This window comes from Caballeronia sp. LP006 (assembly GCF_031450995.1).
Lineage (GTDB): Bacteria > Pseudomonadota > Gammaproteobacteria > Burkholderiales > Burkholderiaceae > Caballeronia.
The window spans coordinates 251,721-270,728 of record NZ_JARTVW010000006.1 but is presented as its reverse complement, the minus strand read 5'-3'; the positions used below and the strand labels follow the sequence as shown (position 1 = coordinate 270,728).

The window sequence follows — 19,008 nt, the reverse complement described above, 5'->3', positions numbered from 1 at the left end:
ATGACAGGGCTCCTGAGAGGGAACCTGCCCCCTTTGGGAGTGGTTCCCAAAGGGTTGAACAACGTGGGCTGACTGAAGTCAGCGGGGTCGATGCGTCTATGACGCGGGTGATGGAGTGAAGATAGCGGTTTATTTTGCGGTCACGCCACGCAAAAGCTCACGAATTCATGCCGTCTTTCACAGCCAGGCGGGTCGCGGCTCGTCCTCGTCTGCATCCAGCGGCTTGCCTCGTGCCCACGCAAGGCGATGAACTGACACGAGATCCGCCGCTAGCCGTTCGGAATCGGCGGCAGACAGCGCGAGGCCGAGCGAGCAAACATCGCCGACGCCGACCGCGACTTTGACGAACAAGGTCACGTCGCGATAACCCGGCGCATCGAGCTTGTTTTCGTACTGGCACGAGTGCACCACTCCGTCGTCGGGCAGCGGCGTGTGCGCCGGTTCGTCAGCCAGCCCCCATCGTCTGATCATCGCCTGCCAGCGGGCATCCCCATTGGGAAAGTAGCGATGCACTTCCGTCGCATGCCGACTGTCCAGCCGCAGTACCTGCATGCAGTGCTCCAGCAGATCATCGTCGAGCCGTCGAAAGTCAGTGAGACTGAAGGGGAAGTCCTCGCCGTTATAGAGGCCTGCCAGAAACTGAGCAGCGACGCGTGCCTGCCCAGAACTGCCCTCGGCCACGTCAAGGAGATAGGCAAGCGAATCCAGGCTCGCGTCACGATCCTGAGCGCGTATCTCGGCCGCACGCTGCGCAGGGGTCGTTCCGCCCGCCGCTTTTGCAAGGAAGTCGTCAACGGTCTCTTGGAGTGCTTCCGCTAAATGGGTTGGGACGGTAAAGGCGATGGATCGGGTGCTGGGTGCTTGCGAATCACTCATTGCGTTGTCGTGCGTAATTGACGCGCCAAATCGCGCCCTGTTCGCATGATGCCATGAGTGAAAAAGTGCGCCCGCAGATAGCCGGCGCATAAGACGGCCGGCGCACGAGGGAGACGCCATACCGCGAACCGGAGCGTATTGGCATTAAGGGCCAAATGATGAGGCGCAACGAACACTCGCGCTCGCGATGGTGAAAACACCCCGACGCGTGGCCGAACGATCGTCCGATTACGCGTGCGGACGAAAAAAAACCCGGCTCGAAAGCCGGGTTGTGACTGAAGGGTATGACGAGCGGCATCCGAGGATGCCGCTAGGTCTCATGCCGCCGCGCCATTCGCGGGCGGCAGCGATCGAGACAGCAAGGTCGTGACTGCTCCTGCCAACGTCCACTCGCCAAATTGCTGCTCGTGGCTTTCATGAACGAGGCGGTCAAGGCACAGCACTTCGACGCCATCGACTTGTACTTTGCCGAGGACGTTCGCCAGCACCGCGCGATTGGAGCCTTCACGTTTAACCGTGACGACGCCCTCCCCGACCACCACATACACGTTTGAGTCTTTCGGCATTTACGCTGCCTCCTTCAAAAGTTTGCGCATGTCACCGGACGTTTCCGCCGCCAGCAATGCGAGGTCATCAACGAAGCGATCCAGCAGAGAATCCATGTGCAAGAAGGTCTCGTCTTCCAGTTCCGGCGTCGCCCAGTCCAGCCCCGCCTGCGTCGCATCACGCTTGTGCGCGACCATTTGGTCCTGATACTCGTCGATGCTGCCCTGGAAGTGGAAATACAGCACCTGCAACACGCCCTTCCGGTTCCATCGCAGCGCGCGCCGCATCGCCTGATACTCGATGCGCCACGTCCACGAACGGTCGTAGAAGAGGATGTAGTCGGCGTTCGGCAGGTTGTAACCGGCGCGGCCCGATGCCTTCGTGGCCATCAGCCCGGTTGCCAGTCCGCCCAAGAAGCGCTTGTCCTTATCGGCCACGCGACGCTTGATCGGGATCTCGCCATGAAACGGGACCGTCTGCACACCATGCGCATCCAGCTCGCGCGACAGAAGATCGAGCACGCCAGGGTTCTCGGCAAACACGATTGCTTGCTTGCCTTCGGCCGCGATCGTACGCATCCGCGCAACGACCGCTCGTTGCTTGCTCGTGAGCCCGCCGATGTACTCTACGCCCTCCATCCCGAACTGCGGATAGTTGGCGGCGAAGTGAACCGCGCGGATACGAGCGAGGATCGTTACGAGGTTGCACGCCTTCTTGTTATCGCGGGATGAGCGATACCAATCGGCGAACTCGTCAGCAGCGCGCAGGTACGCGGCCAGATGCCCGCGATCCCAGTCGACCGTTTCCACCTCAAATTCGGGTGGCTCGATCTGGATAAAACGCGAGACTTCAGGTTCTGCGACAAGCCGCCGCTTAATGTGCGGCGCAAGCATCGCCCGGTACAGATGCAAATTGCCGATCTTCGGCACCTCGCGTTTCGCCCCATCCTGCAGGCTCTCCGCGAACTGCCACGTCACCCACTCCAGCACCACGAAGTCATCCCTGAATCGATCGACGCCCCGCATCGCGTACTCCACCGAACTAATCCAGTTCTGCTCGAGATAGCCCACGCGATAACCGTACGGCTGGGCCGCCGTCCCATCACCGCCTGAGAACGCGATCAAACCGAACGCATCTCTCGGATAATTCGGTATGGGACTTCCCGTCAAAACGAAGCGTCGTCGCGCCGAAAGCTGCCAGAGCGCGCGGCTCTGATCGCTAGTCGGATTGGCGAGGCGCTCGCCTTCGTCGGCCACCAGCAGTCCGATGCGACGACGCAGCCGGTGCGCATAGGTCACCCGCGACGAAGCCGCCTTGTCTACCGGCATACGCAGGCGCTCATACGAGATGAGGTTGATTCGCCGGAGGTCACCAAGGTCCGCCGCCGATTCGATTACCTTCACCTGATCGGCCGCGATCGGCAACTGGCCGATCTCCTTCAACATCTCCTCGATGAGCCGGGACTCAACAACGATGAGGCCGTGCTTCACACCCGAGACGAGGATCAGCGCCAACGCGAGCCGGGATTTGCCGCAGCCCTGCTCCCACGCAACGACGCAACCGGTCGGCTTCAACAGCGTTTCGACTAGATCATCGACCTGAAACTCCCAATCGAGCCACTGATCGACGCCAAGCACCTTCACGCGCGAGCGCAGCGCCGCTGCTTGGTCGGGGAAGCGCGCGCACAGACCTTCGTGCACCACTTCCCATCCCTCGCTGACGTTCTCGACCGCGAACCGGGCATTGAGCTCGTCGACAGACAGGTGGTACCAGACGCCATGCAGGGCGTATCGGTAGCGTCCGTCGGCTTCGCGATCAAACTGGACTTCGTCGCCCACCTTGATGAGCGGACTGGCCCAGCGCGTCGCGTCGACCTTGTGGGTCTCCTTCGCGATGCCCGACACTTGATCTCGCGATCCAGCGCCAGTTGTCCACGCCACGTGCCGCAACGGTATCGCCTGTCGTACGCTGCGACGCATGCGTCTGCTAAAGTGCTCCATGAAGCCGGGCGCGAGTTGCGGCTCGCCACCGACGCTGCGAATTCGATCAAGCAGCTGACCAAAGCCCGCGATCGGATCGTCTTGCACCAGATACGTTTCCATATCCAGCAAGCCTTGGCCCGAGTAACGAAAGCCACGCGGCAGGCGGTGGCCGTCGCGCGAGTAGATGCGCTTCACGAGAACCGCGTTGAGCACCATCGCTTCGTTGAAGCCGCATGCAAATGACAAGCGAATCCGCCGGCCATCGTGCGAGACCCTGACCGACTTGTCGCCCGTGACCGCACGCGTGATGAACGGCACGCTGTCATCGAGCTTTTGCAGCCGCAGCCGAGCTTCGTCGAACGAACGTTCCTCGAAGTGCAGCCCGAGATTCGGGCCGGGTTTTGCCAGATCGTCGACGACCGCGCGTACGAAGTCCGACGGACGATCGCGGTAGCGGTCGAACACCACGACGGCCGTGCGCACGTTCGCGCCTTCCAGCTTGAACGCGTCCGCCGGCAGTTCGAAAAGACCTGCCGCGCGGCGTTTCAAACGGTCCCCTTGCTCGCCCCCAACCATCGACTCGGCGGTCGTGATCGGCAGGAGCGCGACGACGATGTTCGCCGCCTCAAGCGCCTGATGCACGGCGTAGTCGTGGCTCAGCGCGCTGGTGTGCGCGCCGTACCGGCCCCACGTCGTGCATTCGAGCGTCTGCAGATGTGGCGATTCGAGATGGATCGAGAACGGCGGATTGATCAGTGCGATATCGAAGCGCGCCGGATGGATATCTTCCATACCGGCTTGCCGGAACTCGCAATGAAACCCTGCGTCCTCAAACACGTTCTGGCACTGCTGGATCACGTCAGCGTGGACGTCGACGCCGTACACGGCATGGCGTTCCGGGTCTGCGTACTGAAGCAGCCGGCCGGAACCAACCGAGTTATCCAGGATTCGGATAAGCCGATTGACCTTCCAGCCGCTGACGAAGCTCCACATAAACGCCGCAATGGCGTCCGGCGTGAAAAACTGCCCGAGGTGCTGACGCCGTGCCGCGGCTAGCTCGCCCTGATGGGCGACCGACGGCGCCTGCGATCCCAAACTTCTGATCGCACGCAACGGCTCATACCAATCCGGCTCAAACGAAAACAGATCTCTCTGCATGAATCACCTCTAGGAATAAAAAGACCCGCCGAAGCGGGTCAAGGATGAGATGGTGGACACCTCAGTACCGGTCGCGCGAGGCGAGGTACTTGGCGCCAAACTCACTAATGAAGAGGGACAACGCGTCACCCACGTCGTGAGCGAACTTGAACTGCCACTTGTCGTTGAACAGCACGATCTCCAGCCCCGCGAACGACAGCTTCTCGCGAGTGGAAAAAGTCAGTCGGTGGACGCTGAAGTTGCGCAGTTGCATCGCCAGCGCGCCGAACTGATGCTTCTTCGCGAAGGTCGCCAAGCCGTCAAAGGTTGTGGCGACCGCCTGCTGAGAGGAGTAATAGACCTCGCGTTGCCCCTTCGAATGGAAGCACGACTGGGAGGTGACGCGCTTTTCGAGAATCACCGCGCTGTTGGTGCGCTTGATTTCGGTATCGGGCTTGAGCCAAAAACCGTCGATCATGGCCTTGGCTGCCTGCTCAAACGCAACGCGCTCGCCGGCCTCACCGCCGAACGTTCGCTCGAGGTGTTGCCAGAAGCCGTCCAAGTCAGGGATGTTGTTCTTCCTCAGATCCTCCTCGATATCGAGACCGCATCGGTCGAGTTCGCGACTCTGGTCGATCTCGATTCTGCCGCCGGCGGGGGCGAATCTTCGGCTTGCCTCCATCACAAGCCGCGAGAGCAGCCGTCGGCAGAACGTGTTGAGCTCGCGCTCGACTTTGTATTCGCTTCGAACTTCCATCGCCGAATACTCGGTCAATCCGTCAGCAAAGACGTCGCGCTCGGCCTGAACGACAGCGCGATACGCCACTGCTGCTGCCGTTTGGGCCGTCTTGAACTGCTCGATTAATTGCGTGTACATGCGATTGCTTCATGGGGATGAGCAGGCGCACGCCCGCAATCGGGGACATGCCCCTGCGGGTTAAGGTAGACGTTGCGGGTGCGGCGAAGTTGGTCGCCGAGAGTCGATGCGCTAGGACGCGCGGGTGATGGTTCAACGATACCTGCATGACGTCGCCGCGTTGCGGGGAAAGGCGAGCTTTTGATAGCGCCTCTTCAGCCAGCCGCTTTCAGTTATCCCCAGTTTTTCTGGATAACCCTGGGGATAACACGTCACCGCCGCGCACATTCACCCACACATCTCTCGGGGTTCACGGTCCGGGGGGTTCATCATGATGAAGCGCGTTTGGCGAAAGACCCCCTAAAAACGATAGCTTTCCGGTCAATTTGCTGGCAAGGAATTCCGGCTCAACTACGTGTGCGCACGGTGAATCGAAAAGGCGCTCGAAACGACGCACCTTTCTCCGTCGCTAATGGGTCGCCGATCGCGAGAATCGTGAACTGCGCTAGCCGCGTCAACGATTCCATGAGCACATGAAACTGAGTCACATAGCTACTGTTGCCGTCCTCATCGCTTCGTGCGCGACCTCGGTTGCGGCGATCGGCCTTGTTGTGCACGGATTCAAACTCGAGCGAACAGCCGTACCGGTCGTTGCAGGCACAGGCCTCGTAGAGCGCATGCAAGGCGTCGCAGATGCGCTCCAGCAGGTTCCGGCCAACGCGCAGGCGACTGTGCTCCAAAACTACGGGTTTCGTGACCGTCAGTCGTTCGACGACGCGCTGGATTCGCAGCGTATCGAACTCGCGAGGGCGCAAAGCGTCCGCGCCGAAGCGCTAGCAAGCAACGAGAAGAGGTTGATCGCACTGCTCATCGCACTCGTATATACAGGAGGCGTCGCCGCGATGGGCGCGCTCGTCCTTTGCGACAAGACTTTGGCGAAAGCACCAACTCGCAACTGAGGCAGCTCGCATCCGCCTCTTCGCCCGTGACTAAGGACGATGGACCTCATCATCATCAGCTTCGAAGACATCAGAGATGACCCGGCAGGCGCACGCGCAGATGCAGAGCCGGCCGCTGGGTTTCCGGACTCATGGCTGGACGCACTGATTGGCGCTGGCGCGGTATTTTCTCGTGACTATGCCGCTCCTGGCGCTGTGTCGACCGTCGGCGTTCGGTTTCCCAGCACTTTCCACGCAGAGCAGTTCTGCTTGAGCGTGCGCCAGATGGCCAATCTGCTGGGCACTCGCGCCCATGTTCACAAGGTCCCCAGCCACCAGGCGCGTTCCACCCTGCGCGAGGCCGAAAGACATGGTTCACGTCGCCTTTGACAATCTCACCGTTTCGCTTGAGGACGTTCAGAACAGCCCGGCACGCTACGCGCGCCAGCTTGAGCGTGCCAAGAAGTCGCCGGGTTATGCGGCGTGTCGATGCAACTCCGCGAGTGCGGGCCAACCGCTGCGTCTCGTAGTTCGTCGCTGGCGCGCTTTTCCATCTTGCGCGATGGCCCGACGAAGGGCCCCGCCACAACTCGCAGTGTCCTTTCTATGCGGCGGCCGCTGCGGCCGGCAAGAGCAAGTCCGAAGCCGCTGATGCAATCCAGCAGACGCCTGCGGGTTTGAACGTCAAGCTCGACGCCTCCCTATTTGTCAAAACAGTCGAAACCTCTCCCCGCCTGCCCGCGAACGCTTCAGACACGGGCAGGACTCGCCGTGCAGCGGCGCTGCTCGGCTTCCTGCAGCGTCTCTGGACCGAGGCGGATTTGCATACCTGGACGGGTGCCTCTGCGCGCAGTTGGGGGCAATGCAACGCTCACCTCGTCGCCGCACTGGGAGACGGCAAACTCAACAGTAAGCCGATGCAGAGCGTCCTGCATGTCATGCGTCGCTATGACGAAAACGAAGCGCAATCCATCGTCGCGGAGTTCGATGACTTTCTCGGGCGGATTGAAACGACGCCTACGGCGTCGCAACGTGGCTTGGTGCTTGGCGAGTTGCGCACGGTCGATGCTTCCAAGTATGGCTCCGTCGTCAAGCTTCGTCAGATGAAGCGCACCTTCTTTGCCTCAAAGCAGTTGATTGAGATGGCGGCCGCATCATTCCGATCTGCATGGGCCATGGTCGGCGACGCGAGCGCGCGGATCGTGGTGTTAGCGGTCATCGAGCGGACAAAAGAAGGGAATCTTCGAATCGTCGACATCGCCCTGCAGTTGTGCAACAGCAGCTTCTTACCTTGCGACTCCAGCTACGAAGTCGCGATGGCCAACCGGCTGGTCGCGGAGCGCCGTCGGTTTACCAAGCCGCTCAGGCTGGAGAACGGCGATGCACTGCTGCCGGACTTTCAACTGACGGACACCGAGGCCCTGACCGCGATCGAAGTCTATGGCATGCAGGGCAACCCGCAGTACCTTGAGCGCAAAAAGGAAAAGCAGGCGCGGTACGCGCGCACTGCAACGCCTTGTGTCGAGTGGATACCACCGGCAGAACTAGCGTCGGTACGACTGCCGGACGCCGCTTGACTTGACAGCGGGCATCACCGCGATACCTTGACCCCATGTTCAACTTCTCGATACAACACGTGAGCTCGAACTCGTTCTTTCTGAAACACGCGACGGCTCGCGACGCCGAATGGCAGGTGAGCTACCCAGCGCTCGCAATGGCAAGTTCGATCGACCCGGTCGATGAGCGGCGCAAGCAGATCGTTGTCGCGGCCGCCGACGACACCCAAGTGCGCATGGTGTTCTTCAGTACGCTTGGCGCGATCCTCGACTTCCGGGCGTCGTGGGCAGAGATCGATAGTTCAGCGCGTAGCTGGCTAGCCTTTACCGTTCGTTGGAACAGGTGGTGGCTGCCGGATGGCGGACATGCCCGTGCACTTGAACAACACGCGTCGACGCCGACCGATTTACGGCTCGCGCATTGTTCGATTGAGGGGCGTCTCACCGACGACGCAGCCTTTCGGCGATATCTTGATAATGTTGAGCGGCACTATCGTGCGAGATGCGAGAATTGCTCGGGTTTTGTTCCCCGACAACCTACGCGGCGAAATCGAGGGTGGCCCGCTTACCGGCGCGGCGCCACTCGTTGACTCCTGAATGAGCAACATCCTTCCATTTACGCGTCTCTCTACCAGCGATGCGCGCAGTGACGGCAACGACTGCGCGCATGGTCATATTCGGCAGGATAAACACGGCGGCACGGTCTCTTGCTCTGACTGCGGCACGGCCGTGGCACCCTTCTCCGCGCTTTCAATGCTCGCTGAGCAGTATGGTCTCGCTCTCTCGCACATCGAGCACCTCAACAATCGTCTGGCTCTTGCTGATTCGCGAATTCTTGAGCTCTCCAAGACGCTCGACGCCATCGATAACCTGAAAAGAGCACCGAAACAGCCTTCAACGGAGACTTGACGGAGCCTCAATCGGTGGTGCAATAGGCTATCAGCAACAACAGAGCACCAGCACCATGAAGCAGTCGTTTGCATGCGGCCACACCGGCAAGGGGAAGTTCTGCCACACCTGCGCCAACGCAGAAAAAGAGAAAGCCGAGCAACGCCTCGCGATGGAACAAATGCGCGCGGCAAAGAGAAGCTCGACTGCCGACGACGCCATCGACCTGTCGATGGTTCGTCATCTGTCGTCCGTTCAACGCGAGGCACGCGACCTCCTCGCGAAGGTCAGCAACGGAATCCATCCCTTCTCGCTCGACGGCAAATTCCTGAAGTCGTCCGCCGGCAGGCTCCTATCGGTTCCCGTTGGCAGATCGTATCGGTTACTTTTCGACGCCCCATCTTTGAGGCCTATCCGCTTGGTCAGCCACGAGGATTACAACGCAATCGCCGCCAACCGCGTCGCCGCGTAGTCTGAAAGCTGTTGTAAAGTTCGGGGTTGTTTCCTAATTTGGCGGTAAACGAGCGTCGCTATAATGCATCCGCCCACACCCTTTTCGCCGACGATCGGCGAACGCCCCGGACCACGCTGCCATGACTGACGAGCTCTTCCCCTGCGACCATTGCGGCGGAAAATGGGCCTTTGGCTACTCGCACCGGCTGTTGAAGCGCCTGTCGGCGCCCGCGAGTGACTATCTGAACGCCGACGACCGAGCCGCTCCGCAGATTAACGACCTCGAAGCGCGCTCGCTATTTGCGATCCCGCAAGAAAAGGTTTGCTGCATTTTTTGCGAGGACTGCGGTATGCAAACGCCTTGGATCGCAATCGGCGACGACCGGCACGCGGCCCTGGAGAAGGCGGGGACGATCTGGAACGCTCGGACGCGGCGCCCGCCTGCCAAGGAAGGCGATCTCCTCAAGCTGATTAGGAAAGAAGTCAGCGCCCTAGATGCCCCGTTCCTGATCAACCTATTGGCACGGACGGAGGGCGACTGGGAGAAGCGCGGCCCAATTTTCGCCATGCTGGCTGCGAAAATCGTCGACAGCAAGATCACATTGAGCGATTTCTGGCCTGTCGACACAGTGCTCAACGATGCTGCGAGATACCGGAAGCTGCAGCAACTTGCGAAACGCGTCTACATCGACGGCATAGCCTCGATTCAGTTTCCGCGGATTCCTGCGACGGGCGGTGATGAGGGCAGTTTCGAAAACAGCGTGAACCTCGCAGTTGACGATCTGCCGGACCGCAATCGCTGGTAACTTGACTTGCGGCTTATGCGTCCATACTGGTTTGGTGCTGGCCAGTTCGGCGCCAGCAGCAACCCACCACCACAGGAAACGCATGTCCCCCATCGACTACCTTCGCGCCGCTTACCGCCTGCGCGCAAAGCTCGCACCGCAGCTCACGGTGGCGCTCGCCTTGGCCGCCATTCTCACCTATCACGCTATGACAAGCCGGTCATTGGATTGGCTGTTGAATTGAGCCAAAACGCGGGACCCGGAGCGGGGGCATTATCAGTGATAATTCACTTTGCGCGAGACGTTTCCGTTCAAGTCATTGAAAAGAAATGACAATCACAAATTTTCCGCGTGTGACAACCCGGGTCTTCTTGCATTGGCACACTCGCGGCTACGTTCCAGGATTCGATAGACGCTCTGCCTAGAGATCTGAAGGAAGTTCGCAGCAGCTTTTTTGTTGCCGTTGAACTTAGCGATGGCATCACACACCTGATCGAATGTGACGTCGGGCGCCTTTTGCTGCTGCACTCTATGGGTCGACAGGTACGCGTTCGCTATCGATGGACGGCTATGACCGGCCGCCTCGACCACCTGCCGCCTGGCCTCCTCGTGCTGCTCCTTCGGCGCAATCTCGCCTGTCCCCTTAACCGGCGCTTTCACGCCTGCCAGCGCTTCGTACATCGTGTGGAAGTTCTGATGTCGTAGGCCGTGGGCAGTTATTCCGAGCGCGCTCTTGCGTACGCCGTGCTTGCGGAGCACTCGGTAAAACCGGTCTTTCCACTGCTGCTTCGTATATCCCAGAGGGATCGTCGTCTTGGAAACCGGATTGATCAGGGCTGCAGCCTCCTTCAGTACGTCTAGGCCGTCACCGATCGGAACGACCCGGTTCCGACCGCCTTTCGTCCCCCGAGTGACGCGAAGCATCCCGTCATCGCCGACTGACTCAAGAGGGCGCAAGAGGAAGCTTTCCTCGACGCGCAAACCGAAGGTCAACTGCAGGCGGAGTTGTACAGCCACATACTTGTCGGTATGTGCGATCTCCGCCATCTTCTCGATCGAATCGACTCCATTGCCGGCCCACGACTTGTCCTCGGTGGCGATGTACGAGCGCACGAGACCGTGCTCTTTACGGTCAACATAACTCTCCAACGGGCCGATCAGGTTTGGCTTGTACATCCAATCGGCGAGTGCGCGAAGATAGGTCAGCTTGTTTTCGATTGTTCCGCCCGTCAGCTTCTTACGAACCCAGATGTCCACAAGTGCCTCGACGTGCTTCTGCTTCAGGGCCCACGGAGATTTCAGTGCGTATCCGTTCTCGCGAAGCTCCACGAATGCGTGGCAGATCTTCTGAATCCGATATGCCTGTGTCTTCAACGACAGCGAGTTTTTACTCACGCGAGTCCGGCTGTGCACGCGAGCGACGTTGTCCTCAAGAAGCCGTTCCAGTTCGATTTTGAAGTCCTCTGGCAAATTGTAGCGACGAAGTTCAGAGCGGACGTTGACGGTGACCGACATTAGCAATTCCCCTGTGCGTTCCTGATCAAGTGATTAGTTGCATAGCAGAGCGCCCGTCCTGTCTCGAACGATTGGCGCAACTCGGGCGACCGCGCAATATGGCCGGATATCTCAATCACGCCTGCCGCCGCAGATTCCCAACCGGCCGCCGCTGCGTGCCTAAGCGCAGCTCGTCTCGCGCTCACATCGTCAAAACCGTATCGCACGGACAACTGCCACATGGACCACGCTAGGTCAGCCTCAAGCGGATGATTGACCCACGGCTCCCGGGCGGCTTTATGCGCACCTGTGGCGGCGGCGCCACCCGCCGTCAGCGAGACGAACCGCCCATGCGGCTCGATCCTCCTCAGCGACGGCTCAAGCAGGATTTCTCGGGCACTGAAGCGGTGTGCTTGCGCAATGTCTCGCGTCCATGGCGAGCTACGCTCGATCCCCGCTCCGAATGCCCGCAAGTACAGCGGCGGCGCAGGTGCGAAAACTTTTATCCAAGGGGTGGCTCGTGCCCACTCAGCCAAGGCCCCCCGGGTGACGGAAAAATTATTGGATAGCGAGGCAACCTCGCCGGTGGCCACGCCAGACTCGTGATCGCTCTCGTCGAGCTTCGATAGAAAAGCATCTATGTCGACCGTATTGCGCTCAAAGCGATGGGCCCGATCTAGGTTCAGCGTCAGCCTGTAATGCCGTTCGACCGAGTGGAATACGTCTAGGAAAACTGGTCCCATGACGCGGTGGTACGAGCCGACAATATATGAGCCCGTTACTGCCTTCCGAAGCACGAATACGTCCAACGGCTCCTGCATCGTTTCCTCGTTGATCTGCGCTTGGTCCGCGGACACTTACATGTGCCCGATCCCTTTGTCGCCGGGCGAGAACCGCAGGGAGCCTATCTCCTCGTCTCTTCGCGCAGCGCGCCGCGTCACCCCGCCGGGTCCACCCTTCCTCGCCTTTAGCGATTCCATTCGATCAGCCCCGCACGTGGAAGAGACGTGCATCGACCGTCCGTGTTGCTGCGTGCTGCCGGTCTCACGCTTCGCGTGTTGACCGCCGCCGACTAGCTGCCGGTAGACATCAACGCAGGTCCGCTTCGCGGAACCTCTCGCCGTTGATTGTTCTCCCCGCTGCTGCCGGCAGTCCAACCGCGAGCATTTCGCTTCGCGATCGGGCTGTGCCGCTGCTACGGCTACCGCGCCGGCCTTAGCACTGATGCGCTGAGGCCAATTGCTCGGTAATTGCTCTTGCGCTGTTTTGTTCCGGTTGCGCCGACCGTTCGTCTTCCGTACAGGGAGCAGTCGCCTTTCTGGCTTGCTCGCTCCCCCATCCCCAAGCGCGTTGAATCCGCCGCGGTGTGTCGGGCCTCACGCAACGTACCCAGCTTCGTGTGCTGTAAGGATGCGTCCATGCTCGTCGAATGCGTCGGTGATCGCAGCAGCAGACTGTGTCCGTGTCCGCTCGCACCTCGACTCAACTTGCTTTCTCGGGCTGAACTGCCCGCAAACCCAATGGATATCGCGTGTCCGTGTTCCTCAACTTGGCTCACGGTGCGTTTGATTTGATTGAGAAATAGGCCGCATGATTTTGCGGCCTGTGACAGAGGGGATTTTCGCTAGGCAAAGCGGTCCCCTCGATGGTCCGTATAGGAGGTCGATGCGCTGGTCGCGCGGTTGGTGATTGGAATATTAGCCGCTCGGAAGCCAACGCATTTTTCGAAAGCTGCCTAAATGTAGTGAGCTTTTGCTTCCTTGACTTTCTGTGTCGATCTGTAGAGTTGGACGCGTGTGACGTGGACTTTTCTCACCGAATTCGTCCAGATAACTAACAGATTGAGGCAAGGCCCAGCATCCGTTCTTGCTTCTCACCGTTGAGGTGGAGATATCTGACAGTTATCCGGACGTTGGTAGAGAGAACGCCATCATCACCGCCTATCTGCCACTTTTCTGTCAGATAACGGGCAGATGAGTGTGGCCTATTGAAATGCTCTGGAGAGAGAATGAACACAATGAAAGTACATGCGCCCGTCCTTGCTGTCGACGTTGGATATGGCAACACCAAGGTCGCCTTTCGCAATGGATCAGACGTCTCAACATTTATGTTTCCGTCGCTGACGCCGCCGTACAAGGCACATACGATCGCCAAGGAGAGCGCCGGATTGATCACGACGCCGAAGACGATTGCCGTGGAGGTCGAAGGTAAGCGCTATCAGGTTGGTCCGGGCGTCTTGTTGAGCTCGCGCAACGGCGATGCGGGCGCGACGCTCAACGACGACTACTGCACGACTTCCAGCTATGCCGCGTTGCTGGCAGGCGCGTTTCATTTCGCCAACATTGCATCGGTCGACCGCTTGGTCCTCGGTCTGCCGATGCGCAACTTCCACACCCACGTTGCGCACTTGCGCACTGCCTTCGCCGGCAAAAATGCGTTCGGCGAGGTGGATTTCGATGTCGGAAGCGTCATAGTGCTGCCGCAGCCTCTGGGTGCATTGGTCAACTTCTCGCGCTATCACGAGTTCGACAAAGAGGACCCGCACCTCATTATTGACGTTGGCTACTTCACCACGGACTGGGTAGTCGCGACGGGGCTGACGATCGACGAAGAGCGCAGCGGAGGTCATCACAGCGGCGCTTCTCACCATTACGAAGCTATCGCGGCTGTCATCAAAGAGAAGCTGCATATCGACACTCAGGGAATTGAGCGGATCGATAAGGCGTTGCGCACCGGGTCCACGTTGCTGCTCAACGGGAACGATTACGACCTTCGCGAGTTCCTGCCTGGAGCGCAAACGGTCATAGACGCTGCGGTGAAAGCGATCCAAGCGGGTGTGAAAAACACCGTGGATATTCGCTCAATCGTTCTCACGGGTGGGGGTGCGGCTCTCTACAAGTCCGAGATACAAGCGCGTTTTCCGCATTTGAGGATCGACCACATGCCGGATCCGTGTTTCACGAACGTCAAGGGGTTTCTTGCCGCTGGCGAGGCAACGATGCTGCGCGATAAGAAGCGCAAGGAAGGAGTGCCCGCATGACAGGCGCTTTGGAGATCAAGGTAACAATCAGCGAAGTAGTGACGCCAGCGTTGTTCGACGCTCTGGTTGCGATCTCCAACCCGAGGCAGCGTGCGGCGCTGTTGAAGCGCCTTGCAGAAGATGCGCTGCGGGGCAACGTTTCGGTCAGCAACCAGCCGGGGACGCGTGCTGCGCCGGCTGCGACCGGGGAGCCAATCGCCGGCCCAACGATTCTTACGTCCGCACGCGACGCGGTCGTTACAGCTGCACCGAGTCAACCCGTCGGCGACGGCGAACCAGACTTCGACTACGCATTCCTGGCTGAAAATCTAATCCTGGGGTGATGACACCGCCAACAGCAAAAGCGTCGGTGCTCTTCTCGACCGCTTTCTTCGCGACCGCTTGACAATGCGAGAATGCTGACAAGATAGGAACGTATAGTTCAGGCCTGCAAAGGCGACGGAGGGAGAAATGGGCTTTTTAGAAATGTTGGCGCACGCCGACTGGACGCGCGGCGTTCGCATGTGGATCTTTGTGGCCGCCGCACTGGCTGCTTGGGAGGCTGCTTATCTGTTTCATCGCGCCTTGTCCCGCTCAGCCGAAGGAGCCGATGATGTACGCTAGATTCATGGCGCTGCCGTTTTTCACGCGACGCATCATTATCGTGATGGCGTCTTTCTTCGTGATGTGGGTTTGTGCGTACCTGCCAAAGAGCGGCCTCACTCAGGTGTTGTTCGGGTCCAGTGCGTTCGTGATGTGTTGGGCAACTGGCATCCTCGTTCCGTTCCTGAAGGTTACGTTTTTCGTCTTACGGTGGCGTTTGTGGTACGTGGTGCGCTACAAGTAGTCGCTGATTCCTAGCTGCCAAATAAAAAAGCCCCGACCAAACGGTCGGGGCTTTTGTCTTCACGGGGCATCAATGCAGCAGAGATACACCTTGTGCGCTCGCCTGTCGACGAATGCAGTAAAACCAAGCAGTGTCCAGCGTGACGCCCTGCTTCTCCACTCGGGCATGACCGCCTCGTTTACGGTCGATCACATCGTAGGCTTCCGCCTCAGACTTTCCAACTCTGACCGAGCCGTTCTCGACACCGGACGTTGCGACGATTTCATACCGGCCAACAATCATGCTAAAGCTCATTTCCTCTTCTCCATTGGAAAAAAGCTCGGGCGGATTGCGGCCCCGGTTGGGGACGAATCCCCACCGGGCAAAAAGTTACGTGTTAGCGGCCAGGCGGCCGCGGAATCAAATACTCAAACGTGCAGTGCTTCACGTTCGTCGCGGCGTACCACCATTGGAACGGACGGGCGATGCGCTGCCTGAGATGCACACCACTCGTCGGCAAAATCGGTTTCCCGCTTTTTAGGCCGGTGAACCATAGCCGTGTAGCCTTCAGCTCGCAGCCGCTTCGCAAGCTTCAATGCGGCATCGACCCCCGGCGATTTACCGGTGCGGGGATCGACCGCATCGAAGTCCGCGAAAATGTGGACGACGCGAATGCCGAGCCCGTCCGGCACAACGAAATCGGCGAGAAGGATTCGATTCAGGCAGTACCAGACCGGCACGCCGAAGAGCATGTGCGCGGCATACGCCGTCTCGAGACCTTCCGCGACGCCGATTTCCCCATCGACTGGATCCATCAGCCGGACCGCGCCGCCGTTGAGCTTATGAAGCGTCACGTCGTTCAGCTTGGATGGGAGGATCTCGCCATCGTTAGTGACGATCGACGCCTTCGCAGGTTTCGAGCGTTCAAGGAACGTTCGGTGCAGCGTTCCGAGTCGGCCGTCCGGCAGCGTGAAACGAGCGAGGATGCCCGGCCACTGACCGATAACTTTCTTCTCGTGGCGGTAATCGAGCATCGCCATGCGCAGCGCCGCGGACGGGCCCACTGTCAGACCCGGCACCCGCTCGCGCAGGTACCGCGGAACGAGGCCGTCGGAACCGACCAGCGTCGCTCGATCCCACATCGAGTCGAGGCGTTTGCGCGCCCACTCGGGATCGACCTTTCGGCCGGGCACCGGGGCTGCCGGTTGTGCTCGGTTCTGCCGTGCATCGGCCAGGCTGCCGCCCTCGAGTTCGACCATGAGTTCGCGGAAGGTCATTCCGGCGGACTTGCAGATGAGCTCGAAGCCGTCGCCGGCTTTTCGGTCGCCGTCGTTGCACTTGCGGCAGACCCAGTCGCCGCGACCGCGGTTGTTGTCGTAGGTGAAGCGGTCGTTTCCGCCGCAGATGGGACAGGGTGCGCCCTTCCCAGTCAGTGAGCTTGCGGGCACTCCATACTTCTGGAGCAACGCAATCCACTGTTCCGGGGACAGCTTGACGTCCTTTACATTCATTGTCACTCCAGTTGTGGTGTGGTTGAGTTCGATGCCTGAACAGGCGGTGAAACCGTGCTCAAAAAAGCCGCCCGCCGTGCTCGCCTCGCGCGAGGCGGACGGCTTTTTTCAGCAGGGAAAACGAAAGGCGGGTGTGGCGACGAATGAGGCTATGTCGCGTCGGAAAGAGACGCTTCGCGGCTCCGCCGACCGTTCCCGGTGCGACGAAGCAACGAAGGTGAGGAAAAACAGGAGGTGAGGTGAGCAGTTACGGGATCAAACGGCGGACCATTCACGTCCCTTTAGATAGGCGCGAAACGGAATATCGTCGTCCATATCTCCGAAGCCTCCGCCTCCGCCATACGACGTCGATTGCGGTTCGCGATTTGCCGGCGTCGGGCTGCTCGATCGCGGCTGCTGCGACCGTTCTTGACGTGCGGGGCGCTGGCTCTCGAAACCGTCATTGGACGAACGATCACCGGTAGAACGGCCGCCGAGCGTTTGCATCTGGTCTGCGACGATTTCCGTCGAATACCGCTCTTGCCCGGCTTGGTCCGTGTACTTGCGCGTGCGGATTCTGCCTTCGATGTACACCGACGAGCCCTTCTTCAGATACTCGTTGACGATTTCCGCCAGCCGACCGAAGAACGAAACGCGATGCCACTCGGTCTGCTCCTTCATTTCCCCCGAGGACTTGTCCTTGTAGCGATCCGTCGTTGCCAGTCGAATGTTTGCCACCGCGTCGCCGCTCGGCAGATAACGCGTTTCCGGGTCGGCTCCGAGGTTGCCCACGAGGATGACCTTGTTTATTGATGCCATAAAAAGCTCCTTTAAGATTTCTTCGAAATCGACCAAAGCCACTTGTCCCACAGCACTTGCGCGCCGCTGGCGTCGAGCTTGGGTCGACCACGTTTATCGACGGCAGGTACCTTGATCTTGCCAAGGCGTCTGACCTCTATGCGATCGCCGACTTTGCAATGTGCTTCTGCAATCGCGTCGCGAAGACCCTCGCCTTGCAGCACGTCCACACCTGTACGGTGCTCGAGTGTGATGCAGAAGGATTCGTAGGTCCGCCCCGGTCGCTTGCCGTCGGGGAACTCCTTCTCGCCCCACTCCTTGAGCACGCCATATCGCGCGCGCTCACTGGGCCGATGTGATGGCTCGGCGGCCAGCGCTGGCGACGACGCTACGGTCTCGACGATTTGTCTTGTCGGTCGCGCGTCGCTAGCGGCGGCTGGGCGGGTTCGCGCAACGGAACGCTCGGAGGGCGTCTCTGTCGGCTGAACGTCCCGGACGGCAGCCGCAATCGCTTCTGTGAGCGGACCCTGGTGCTCTCGCAGCACTTCCCAGTGCGGAGCGAGCGCCGGAATCAGCTTCATTCCGACTGCGGTTGGCCGTAGCTCATAGTCGAACGCCGGGCGAAACTGCACCACGACATCGCCCTCGTCGCGAAATAGCATCGGTTGACCAGCGATCGCGATGTGCCGCTCGTTCGCTCCGCCTTTTCCGACTTCGACGGGGGATGATTGCTTTGCGGGGTAGCTATTTCGGGCCTGCGTCGCCGACTGCACTCCGAAGAGCGTTCCCAGCAGCCGGCCGAATGTTGATGTGCTCATAGTCGACTTCCTAGAGCAGCGTGCCGAAGCACTCGCGACGCACTTCTTCCATGTCGCGTTTGAGCAAAGGGTTGCTCAGAATGACGTCCTGCAGGATCTCGGGATCGACGCCGTTGATCTGGCACACGAATCGATACGGTAAGGCGCCCATCCAGAACTCCATGACCCATCCGAGCGTGGCCCGATAGTCTTCGAGTTCCATCTTTTTTCGGTTTTTGAGTCGCTCGCTGAACAACGCAGCGCAGTCCATTAACGACTCGGGCATGTTGTCGCCGCGTCTGCTGTCAGTCGCGAGACTTATCAACGCGTCGACCATCTTGTCTTTAACGGCCCCGCTCCACAGGTGCGGATCGGGCAGCGGATCGGGCTTGGCTTGGACGCGTGTGATCGGTGCTTCGGGAGCGCCGAACATGTCCAGTTGCCATGCGGCTACTTCTGCTTGCATGGGAATCTCCGAAGGAACGGGAACCCATGCCCGCAACGGGATGGTTTCCCGTTGGGGTGAGGGGTCAAGACCGCCCGTGCGGGCAGTCTTGACATTCAGGC

At 59.8% G+C, this 19,008-nt stretch carries 21 protein-coding genes and 1 pseudogene; 10 read left to right on the top strand and 12 right to left on the bottom strand.

Annotated elements, in window-relative coordinates:
* Positions 1-177: 177 nt before the first annotated feature.
* From P9250_RS31765 to P9250_RS31745, 5 genes are all read right to left on the bottom strand, one after another.
* Complete coding sequence (locus tag P9250_RS31765) at positions 178-876, bottom strand: hypothetical protein (protein WP_310397378.1); 699 nt, start codon at positions 874-876, stop codon at positions 178-180.
* Between the two features lie 317 nt (positions 877-1,193).
* Complete coding sequence (locus P9250_RS31760) at positions 1,194-1,442, bottom strand: hypothetical protein (RefSeq protein WP_008343155.1); 249 nt, start codon at positions 1,440-1,442, stop codon at positions 1,194-1,196.
* Positions 1,443-4,562 carry an SNF2-related protein gene (locus P9250_RS31755; RefSeq protein WP_310397376.1) on the bottom strand — a complete coding sequence of 1,040 codons (3,120 nt, stop codon included), beginning with the start codon at positions 4,560-4,562 and terminating at the stop codon, positions 1,443-1,445.
* Between the two features lie 61 nt (positions 4,563-4,623).
* On the bottom strand, positions 4,624-5,418 hold the full coding sequence (locus tag P9250_RS31750) for a hypothetical protein (RefSeq protein ID WP_310397374.1): 795 nt from the start codon (positions 5,416-5,418) through the stop codon (positions 4,624-4,626).
* Between the two features lie 386 nt (positions 5,419-5,804).
* The gene (locus P9250_RS31745) at positions 5,805-6,212 is read right to left on the bottom strand and encodes a hypothetical protein (RefSeq protein WP_310397372.1); all 408 of its coding nucleotides are present in this window, start codon (positions 6,210-6,212) and stop codon (positions 5,805-5,807) included.
* A gap of 183 nt (positions 6,213-6,395) precedes the next feature.
* On the opposite strand from P9250_RS31745, the gene P9250_RS31740 reads away from it, so the two are divergent.
* From P9250_RS31740 to P9250_RS31710, 7 genes and pseudogenes are all read left to right on the top strand, one after another.
* On the top strand, positions 6,396-6,725 hold the full coding sequence (locus P9250_RS31740; RefSeq protein WP_310397371.1) for a hypothetical protein: 330 nt from the start codon (positions 6,396-6,398) through the stop codon (positions 6,723-6,725).
* Between the two features lie 218 nt (positions 6,726-6,943).
* A pseudogene (locus tag P9250_RS31735) lies at positions 6,944-7,912 on the top strand (DUF1173 family protein); the annotation flags it as partial.
* A 35-nt stretch (positions 7,913-7,947) separates the two neighbouring features.
* Positions 7,948-8,481 (top strand): hypothetical protein, encoded by a 534-nt coding sequence (locus tag P9250_RS31730; protein ID WP_310397368.1) that lies wholly within the window; start codon positions 7,948-7,950, stop codon positions 8,479-8,481.
* 7 nt (positions 8,482-8,488) lie between these two features.
* A complete protein-coding gene (locus P9250_RS31725; RefSeq protein WP_310397366.1) occupies positions 8,489-8,800 on the top strand; it encodes a hypothetical protein in 312 nt (103 codons plus the stop codon).
* A 55-nt stretch (positions 8,801-8,855) separates the two neighbouring features.
* Complete coding sequence (locus tag P9250_RS31720; RefSeq protein WP_310397364.1) at positions 8,856-9,251, top strand: hypothetical protein; 396 nt, start codon at positions 8,856-8,858, stop codon at positions 9,249-9,251.
* A 121-nt stretch (positions 9,252-9,372) separates the two neighbouring features.
* On the top strand, positions 9,373-10,038 hold the full coding sequence (locus P9250_RS31715; protein WP_310397362.1) for a Lar family restriction alleviation protein: 666 nt from the start codon (positions 9,373-9,375) through the stop codon (positions 10,036-10,038).
* Positions 10,039-10,120: 82 nt separating this feature from the next.
* Positions 10,121-10,261, top strand: a complete 141-nt coding sequence (locus P9250_RS31710; protein ID WP_309851064.1) for a hypothetical protein — start codon at positions 10,121-10,123, stop codon at positions 10,259-10,261.
* Between the two features lie 92 nt (positions 10,262-10,353).
* On the opposite strand, the gene P9250_RS31705 is transcribed toward P9250_RS31710, so the two are convergent.
* Both P9250_RS31705 and P9250_RS31700 read right to left on the bottom strand, forming a co-directional pair.
* A complete protein-coding gene (locus P9250_RS31705) occupies positions 10,354-11,532 on the bottom strand; it encodes an integrase domain-containing protein (protein WP_310397360.1) in 1,179 nt (392 codons plus the stop codon).
* Positions 11,532-12,332, bottom strand: coding sequence for a hypothetical protein (locus tag P9250_RS31700; RefSeq protein ID WP_310397358.1), 801 nt, complete (start codon positions 12,330-12,332; stop codon positions 11,532-11,534). The genes P9250_RS31705 and P9250_RS31700 overlap by 1 nt, the downstream gene beginning before the upstream one ends.
* Before the next feature lie 1,187 nt (positions 12,333-13,519).
* Here P9250_RS31700 and P9250_RS31695 point away from each other — a divergent pair.
* The 3 genes from P9250_RS31695 (at position 13,520) to P9250_RS31685 (ending at position 15,154) form a co-directional block, all read left to right on the top strand.
* A complete protein-coding gene (locus P9250_RS31695) occupies positions 13,520-14,551 on the top strand; it encodes a PRTRC system protein D (RefSeq protein WP_310397356.1) in 1,032 nt (343 codons plus the stop codon).
* On the top strand, positions 14,548-14,874 hold the full coding sequence (locus tag P9250_RS31690) for a hypothetical protein (RefSeq protein ID WP_310397354.1): 327 nt from the start codon (positions 14,548-14,550) through the stop codon (positions 14,872-14,874). Before P9250_RS31695 ends, P9250_RS31690 begins: the two co-directional genes overlap by 4 nt.
* Before the next feature lie 127 nt (positions 14,875-15,001).
* Positions 15,002-15,154: a hypothetical protein gene (locus P9250_RS31685; RefSeq protein ID WP_309851076.1), complete on the top strand. Its 153-nt coding sequence runs from the start codon at positions 15,002-15,004 to the stop codon at positions 15,152-15,154.
* Positions 15,155-15,446: 292 nt separating this feature from the next.
* Here P9250_RS31685 and P9250_RS31680 read toward each other — a convergent pair whose 3' ends face one another.
* The 5 genes from P9250_RS31680 to P9250_RS31660 form a co-directional block, all read right to left on the bottom strand.
* On the bottom strand, positions 15,447-15,671 hold the full coding sequence (locus P9250_RS31680; protein WP_309851080.1) for a hypothetical protein: 225 nt from the start codon (positions 15,669-15,671) through the stop codon (positions 15,447-15,449).
* Between the two features lie 113 nt (positions 15,672-15,784).
* Positions 15,785-16,867, bottom strand: a complete 1,083-nt coding sequence (locus P9250_RS31675; protein WP_310397351.1) for a primase-helicase zinc-binding domain-containing protein — start codon at positions 16,865-16,867, stop codon at positions 15,785-15,787.
* Positions 16,868-17,122: 255 nt separating this feature from the next.
* Positions 17,123-17,665 (bottom strand): single-stranded DNA-binding protein, encoded by a 543-nt coding sequence (gene ssb / locus P9250_RS31670; RefSeq protein WP_310397666.1) that lies wholly within the window; start codon positions 17,663-17,665, stop codon positions 17,123-17,125.
* Positions 17,666-17,676: 11 nt separating this feature from the next.
* A complete protein-coding gene (locus P9250_RS31665) occupies positions 17,677-18,462 on the bottom strand; it encodes a hypothetical protein (RefSeq protein ID WP_310397350.1) in 786 nt (261 codons plus the stop codon).
* Positions 18,463-18,472: 10 nt separating this feature from the next.
* Entirely contained in the window at positions 18,473-18,907 is a 435-nt protein-coding gene (locus tag P9250_RS31660) for a hypothetical protein (protein WP_309851086.1), read from the bottom strand.
* Positions 18,908-19,008 lie beyond the last annotated feature (101 nt).